Source organism: Odoribacter sp. N54.MGS-14, assembly GCF_000980295.1.
GTDB classification, from domain to species: Bacteria; Bacteroidota; Bacteroidia; order Bacteroidales; family Marinifilaceae; genus Odoribacter; species Odoribacter splanchnicus.
The window spans coordinates 24,767-31,994 of record NZ_LARL01000033.1 but is presented as its reverse complement, the minus strand read 5'-3'; the positions used below and the strand labels follow the sequence as shown (position 1 = coordinate 31,994).

Sequence of the window (7,228 nt, the reverse complement as noted above, 5' to 3'; positions counted from 1 at the left end):
GTTTTGTTCGGATCGCCCGTTATGCCCTTGATCCTGAGGTCTCTTATACAGATATGAAACAATACGGAAGCTTGAGTGCGTGTCCATTGAAAAAACAGGCAGATTATATAATCATTCTTTCTGAGGCGGGGGAACTGAATACATTTAATACTGATGTCGAAAGTTATTTGAGGGAGGTGAAAGGGAAAAAAGAACTGTATCCGGAAGTCTGGAAATTATCTGAGCATTTTGCCGATCGGGTTGAGCATCCTGTTTTCCGATTTATTTTGGATAATTGGAAAGATTTTGTGAACATTGACACTCAGGGATTGGAAAATAAAACGGAACGGCTGATTTTCCCCCTTTATATAGATTATCTGGCGGGTAGAATGCAGGAGAAAGATTTTATGAAAGTTTGCGAATCCGTGAGAAATACCGGTTTCAGGGCTGATTATTCTTTGGTTTATCTGGATCGGCTGACTACCTGTTATCTGGACCGGAACTGGAAAGCTTTGATGAAGTGTTATACCGAGGAGGTGGTTCGTTTACCTGATGCAAAATTACGTTTGAATCTGGATGTGTTATTGCGATATTTTGCTGTAAATGCACCGGATGAGGTGAAAAAGCAGATGGTGACATACGTCCGGCAATGTGTGGATACTGCGGATGACAGAGCAAAGAATGGATATAAAAATTTGCTGGAATCTATAAATGCATGGAAAGGGTAGTTGCTTGTTTTTGATGCAATGACGAAGTTCGGTTATATTTTCTACCAAATTGTCTCGAAAAGGTAAGAATGTATTCATGTAAGTTTTTCTGTAAGATCGTTTGCCTTTCCGGCCGGTTTACTTTGTCACCCTGAGCCGGCCTGGATCATTACAAAGTCAGAAAAGTTCTTTTATCATATAGTGAAGAAGCTAATAGCTCTATATAATTGATTAGAACAATAAAAAGGATGCTCTTTGCAGGGCATCCTTTCGTTTTATATATAAAATTTACGAATCAAACCTACCGTTCAGTATATAAATTTCCCGAATTGACAGAGTAGACGATTTTGTAGTTTTATAAAAAAGAAAAACAGGCTGAATAAACATATTGTCTAACTGTCAGATAATTCTTATATTTGTGAATATGAACCAGATGATATTTTATGAAATCTATCAATGAATATATACAACTACTGGCAGTCTACATGCAAACCCATGCTTCTGTTTATCACATTAAACGCATGGGGATATTTGGGAGTGTTGCCAGGGGTGAACAGACTGAAAATAGTGACATTGATATTTGCTATGAAGGAGAGGCGCCTACGTTGTTTACATTAGTTCGTATCAAATATGAATTAGAAGCTTTATTGGGACGTCCGGTAGATTTGGTTCGTGTGCGTGAAAAAATGGATGAGGTATTAAAGCAAACCATTCAAGAGGAAGCTATTTATGTATGATGTAAAAGTTTTGCATTTGCTTGACAAAGTGATAGAATCTCTGGAAGTCATTCAGCAACGAACTGAAAATATTCATTGTACTAATGATTTTCTGGATTCTGCTACAGGAACTTTATTACTGGATGGAGTTTGTATGAAATTGATTGCTACTGGTGAAAGTATAAAGAATCTGGATAAATTAACAGCAGGCAATTTGCTCATTTATTACCCACAAATACCATGGCGTGAAGTGATGGGAATGCGTGATATAATTGTACATCACTATTTTGAAGTGGATGCAGATGTTATTTTTAATACAGTAAAGGAGAATATTCCGTTATTAATGGATACTTTGCTGCAAATGCGGGAAGATTTGAAGGAATGATAAAAGGATGCTCTATTACGGGCATCCTTTCGTTTTATATATAAAATTTACGAATCAAACCTACCGTTCAGTATATGAATTTCCCGAATTCGCTGAGTATGGTAAGCTTATTTCCTTCGCCTTCGTCATTGTCGTAGCAACGACCGACGATTTGGGCATCGATATTGAAACTCTTTGAGATAGCGATAATTTCTTCTGCCAATTCCTCGTCGACATAAACTTCCATACGATGACCCATGTTGAACACTTTGTACATTTCCTCCCAAGGCGTACCCGATTGTTCCTGGATTAACCGGAATAAAGGAGGTACGGGGAAAAGATTGTCTTTTACAATATGCATATTCTCGACAAAATTCATCACTTTAGTCTGGGCTCCTCCTGAACAGTGAATCATCCCATGAATCTGGTAACGGTATTTGTCCAGAATTTGTTTTATTACCGGAGCGTAAGTACGGGTCGGAGATAAAACCAATTTTCCTGCATTCATACCTACTCCCTCGACACAGTCCGTCAATAGGCATTTCCCTGCATATACTAATTCTTCCGGTACATTATTGTCATAACTTTCGGGGTATTTTTGAGCCAGATATTTTGCAAATACATCATGACGGGCCGAAGTCAAGCCATTAGAACCCATTCCGCCATTATATTCGGTTTCATAAGTAGCCTGTCCGTACGAAGAAAGGCCTATAATGACATCTCCCGGGCGAATGTTGGCGTTGTCGATGACATCTTTCCGTTTCATCCGGCAAGTAACTGTTGAATCTACAATGATCGTGCGTACCAGATCACCGACATCGGCTGTCTCCCCACCTGTAGAATAGATGCTTACACCTAGTTTCCGGTATTCTTCCAGTAATTCTTCTGTTCCATTGATAATGGCAGCAATGACTTCTCCCGGGATCAGGTTTTTATTCCGGCCGATCGTGGAAGATAACAGAATATTGTCTACTGCACCGACACATAAAAGGTCGTCTATGTTCATAATCAGTGCATCCTGGGCAATTCCTTTCCAAACGGAGAGATCTCCGGTCTCTTTCCAATACATATAGGCTAACGAAGACTTTGTTCCTGCTCCGTCTGCATGCATGATGTTGCAATAAGCTTCATCTCCTCCCAGATAATCCGGTACGATTTTGCAAAAAGCCCGGGGGAATACTCCTTTGTCGATGTTTTTTATCGCATTGTGGACGTCTTCCTTGGAAGCTGACACACCACGTTTGTTATATCTTTCGTCTTTTCTCATAATAGATGAGTTGCTAAATTACTGAATCACGAAATTACCGGATGATCAAATGACCCGATCTCTGTCGTTTTTAGAAGTTGCAAACTTACACAAAACAAATGAATTTATCAATGTGCATGAGTGATGTATTGACTTCCTGATGAAGATTATCTGATGAAGGTCCGGTGAATAAGAGCGTAGAGCCGCCACCAGATTACGAGGAGTAAGCCGATTGTAATCAGCATACTGACGGTTTTGCCGGTATGCAAAAAATAACCCACGGTAAAGGCAATACCTTCGACTCCATTCCAAGGGTTCATGGCTACCCAGGTGTAACGGTAATTACTGGCTACCGCACTCATAGACAGAGCCGAGCAGGCAACGAGCAAAATGATGAAGGAAATAATCAGAATCAGTATGTTTTTATTTTTCATGGTTGCAGTATAATGTATTGAATACAAAGGTAAGTAATTTAAAGAAAATATTTCTGAAGCAGGAAAAAAAGAAACCGGAAATTATTCCGGTTCCTTTCGTATGTATCTGTACGATACTATTGGTTGGGTTAGTTTAGCATATTCCTTTGTCGTTTAACGTACATTAAGTTTGTGGATACCTGCGGGTACCGTTCTTTTTTCCTTTTCTCCCAATTTATGGTATGTTTTATCTGTGAAATAAACGTAAAGCAATTTTAAAAGTTTCCATATTGCGGTAAAAATTCAACTTTATTTTTCAATTTTCGTATAATCCCCAAAAATATAACTGATGAGAAGAGATTTTAAAGTACCCCGGATGGAAGAAGTATTGGAACATGATCGTAAATTGCTATTTGCATTAAAGCAGTCGATGGGTTTTGTTCCGAATGTGTATGCCTTCATGACCCGTTCCGAAACTGCCTTGAAACGATTTATGGATTTTATGGATGTTTCTACGGTATTTGACCGAATTCAGACGGAAGCGATTCATTTGGTGACTAGTCAGGTAAATCAGAATCCTTATTGTTTGGCAGCGCATACGGCTTTGGCTAAAGAGGCCGGTTTGAGCGATAAGCAAATCGAAGCGATCCGTAAAGGAAATGTCACTTGGGATGAAAAGTTGGATACCTTAGTGGATTTTACTTGTGAGCTGGTTACGAATCGGGGCAAGGTAGGCCCTGAGATGATCGGCCGTTTCTATCAAGCCGGATATACGGATGCTTGTCTGGTTGATTTGGTCATGCTGGTCGGTATGACGACTATAACCAATTACCTCAATAATGCCACCTGGATTCCCGTCGATTTCCCCGAGGCTCCGGTCATCATCTGTAAATGTGATTGTAAAAAGTAAAGTTTACGAATAATCTTCTGTTTTATATTCCCATATAGTTGATACGAGTATCTGAAAAGATGAAGTAACCGATGTGTATAAGGAAGACGAAGCTGTCTGATACTTTAAAGTGCGCCTTAAAAATTCTTGTTCGACTTTTAGGGCGCACTTCATCATTCAGGCAGTTTTTTATGCTGAGGTCTTTATCGCTTAGCCAGTTGGGCATCGATGAACAAAAGACCTGTATCACCGGCTTTTTTCAATTTGTCGACAATTCCTTGTGCTGTTGCTTCTTCTTCAACTTGTTCGCGTACGAATCCCCACAGAAAGTCTTGGGTTGCATTGTCTTTTTCTGCAGAAGCGATAGAAACCAGATTGTCGATCATTTTTGAAACCTTGCATTCATGTTCATAGACATGTTGGAATACTTCCAAAGGACTACCCCACCCTTGAGGAACAACGTCTATTTTATCTACTTTGGCTTTTCCTCCCCGCTTTGTAACGTAATCAGCCATGGTATAGGCATGCTCCAGTTCTTCCTGAGATTGTTTTTTCATCCAATGGGCAAAGCCGTCAAAACCTTCGCAAGCGAAATAGAAAGACATGGACAAATACAGGTTGGAAGACCACATTTCAGCAGTAATCTGCTCATTGATCGCATTTTGTAGTTTTTCAGAAATCATTGTTTTTTATATTTAATATTGATAATTCATTATGCTTTTTATTTGTTAATTACAAAATTTATGCCATATCCGATATTTGCCATTTTGACAGTTCTAAGTAATGACAAAATGATCAATATACCGGAAAATTAAAGTGTATAGAATACTGTTACGTTAATTTATAAGGATTAATCCTTGTTTTGTATAGCGGAGATATTATCTTTGTCCTGCATGTAAATTATTTTAAAGACATGAAAAAATATCTGAAATACTGCTTGCTGGTGTGGATTGCCGTTCCGGTATGGGCTCAGCAGACTGAGGTAATTGGACCTGACTCTCATCTGAAAGTGAATGTGGCCTTGAAGCAGGGAAAACCGGTTTATTCTGTCACTTACAAAGAAAAGACAATTCTGGAAGATTCCCCTTTGGGGGTGGTGACCGATATCGGGGATTTTAGCCGGAATATGAATTGGATTGGGCAAAAGACAAGTCGGATCGATAAAACATATACTCAGAACAAGATCAAGAAATCAGAGATACACTATCAGGCGAATGAGTTGATTTGTACTTTTGCGAATGCTGATAAGCAGGAGATAGATGTCGTTTTCCGGGTGAGTAATAACGATATCGCTTTCCGATATGTAATTCCCCGAAAGGAGGCAGGAAGTTGTGTGGTGGAAAGAGAAGCGACGGGTTTTGATTTTCCGGCATATACGACTACTTTTCTGTGTCCGCAAAGTGATGCCATGATCGGATGGATGCGTACAAAACCCAGTTATGAGGAGGAGTATAGGGTGGATGTTCCGATGAACGAACCTTCTCGATATGGACATGGTTATACTTTTCCTTGCCTTTTTCGTATTGGTTGTGATGGTTGGGCTTTGATCAGTGAGACGGGTGTGGACAGCCGCTATTGTGGTTCTCGTTTGAGTGATGCCGGAGAAGGTGGATTATATATCCTTGATTTTCCGATGCCCGAAGAGAATAATGGGAATGGAACGGTAGCCCCGGGATTGGCTTTGCCCGGTACAACTCCCTGGCGTACCATTACTGTAGGGGATAATCTGAAGCCTATTGTGGAAACGACGGTCATTTGGGACGTCGTGGAGCCACTTTACGAAACGGTTCACGATTATCGTTTCGGGCGTGGAACCTGGAGCTGGATTTTGTGGCAGGATGGAAGTATCAATTATGAGGATCAGGTGAGGTACATCGATTTGGCAGCTGCAATGGGATATGAATATGTATTGATAGATAACTGGTGGGATCGGACGATCGGCCGGGAAAAGATGAAGTCTTTGGCGGATTATGCCCATAGGAAGGGGGTAGATATATTTTTATGGTATAGTTCCAGCGGATATTGGAACGATATTGTTCAAAGTCCTGTGAATTGTATGGACAATCCGATTGTCCGTAAGCGGGAAATGAGGTGGCTCGAAAGTCTGGGAGTGAAGGGAATTAAAGTAGACTTTTTCGGAGGGGATAAGCAGGAGACTATGAGGTTGTACGAAGCTATTCTGAGCGATGCGGATGATTGTGGATTGATGGTTATTTTTCACGGTTGCACCTTGCCCAGGGGGTGGGAACGAATGTATCCCAATTATGTGGGAAGTGAGGCGGTACTGGCTTCCGAGAACCTGATTTTCCAGCAGCATTTTTGTGATGAGGAGGCTTTCAATGCCTGTCTGCATCCGTTTATCCGGAATAGTGTCGGTTGTATGGAATTCGGAGGCTGTTTCCTCAATAAACGCTTGAATCGTACCAACGATGGAGGTAATATCCGCCGGACAACAGATGCTTTCCAGTTGGCTACTACCGTCTTGTTTCAGAATCCGATACAGAATTTTGCTTTAGCCCCTAATAATCTGACCGATGCTTCCCAAATTTGCCTGGAGTTTCTGAAACAAGTACCTGTTACCTGGGATGAGACTGTATTTATCGACGGTTATCCGGGGAAATATTGTATTCTGGCTCGCAGACATGGGGATAAATGGTATGTCGCCGGGGTGAATGCCCAAAAAGAACCGTTGAAGCTGAAAATACAACTTCCGATGTTTGCCAAAGGCAATCGGGTGACCCTTTATAATGACGACCTGAAACGTAATGTTTATACCCGGGAAGTGACTTTGAGTAAAAATAAAGAACTTTCCTTGACGATTCTGTCGGGAGGGGGAATTGTTATTGTGAAATAAGAATAGAAGGGATAATGTGTTTTGGATCACTTTTTGAAACAAATAAAATAGTAATAAAAA

General features: G+C 40.5%; 8 protein-coding genes. 5 read left to right on the top strand and 3 right to left on the bottom strand.

From position 1 onward, the window contains the following. From WS42_RS08325 to WS42_RS08315, 3 genes are all read left to right on the top strand, one after another. Positions 1 to 707: hypothetical protein (locus tag WS42_RS08325; RefSeq protein ID WP_046450971.1), on the top strand; the 707-nt coding region annotated here is incomplete at its 5' end. Between the two features lie 422 nt (positions 708 to 1,129). Then, positions 1,130 to 1,423 (top strand): nucleotidyltransferase family protein, encoded by a 294-nt coding sequence (locus WS42_RS08320; protein WP_013613360.1) that lies wholly within the window; start codon positions 1,130 to 1,132, stop codon positions 1,421 to 1,423. Next, entirely contained in the window at positions 1,416 to 1,787 is a 372-nt protein-coding gene (locus WS42_RS08315; RefSeq protein WP_013613361.1) for a HepT-like ribonuclease domain-containing protein, read from the top strand. Before WS42_RS08320 ends, WS42_RS08315 begins: the two co-directional genes overlap by 8 nt. Before the next feature lie 67 nt (positions 1,788 to 1,854). Here the strand turns inward: WS42_RS08315 and WS42_RS08310 are convergent, their stop codons facing one another. Then, positions 1,855 to 3,033 carry an AIR synthase related protein gene (locus WS42_RS08310; RefSeq protein ID WP_013613362.1) on the bottom strand — a complete coding sequence of 393 codons (1,179 nt, stop codon included), beginning with the start codon at positions 3,031 to 3,033 and terminating at the stop codon, positions 1,855 to 1,857. Between the two features lie 146 nt (positions 3,034 to 3,179). Next, on the bottom strand, positions 3,180 to 3,473 hold the full coding sequence (locus WS42_RS08305; RefSeq protein ID WP_022161130.1) for a hypothetical protein: 294 nt from the start codon (positions 3,471 to 3,473) through the stop codon (positions 3,180 to 3,182). A gap of 301 nt (positions 3,474 to 3,774) precedes the next feature. On the opposite strand from WS42_RS08305, the gene WS42_RS08300 reads away from it, so the two are divergent. After that, positions 3,775 to 4,335, top strand: a complete 561-nt coding sequence (locus WS42_RS08300) for a carboxymuconolactone decarboxylase family protein (RefSeq protein ID WP_046403080.1) — start codon at positions 3,775 to 3,777, stop codon at positions 4,333 to 4,335. Positions 4,336 to 4,517: 182 nt separating this feature from the next. Here WS42_RS08300 and WS42_RS08295 read toward each other — a convergent pair whose 3' ends face one another. Then, positions 4,518 to 4,997, bottom strand: a complete 480-nt coding sequence (locus tag WS42_RS08295) for a ferritin (protein ID WP_022161128.1) — start codon at positions 4,995 to 4,997, stop codon at positions 4,518 to 4,520. Positions 4,998 to 5,227: 230 nt separating this feature from the next. Between WS42_RS08295 and WS42_RS08290 the strand changes: the two genes are divergently transcribed. Further along, positions 5,228 to 7,168 carry a glycoside hydrolase family 97 protein gene (locus WS42_RS08290; RefSeq protein ID WP_046403078.1) on the top strand — a complete coding sequence of 647 codons (1,941 nt, stop codon included), beginning with the start codon at positions 5,228 to 5,230 and terminating at the stop codon, positions 7,166 to 7,168. Positions 7,169 to 7,228 lie beyond the last annotated feature (60 nt).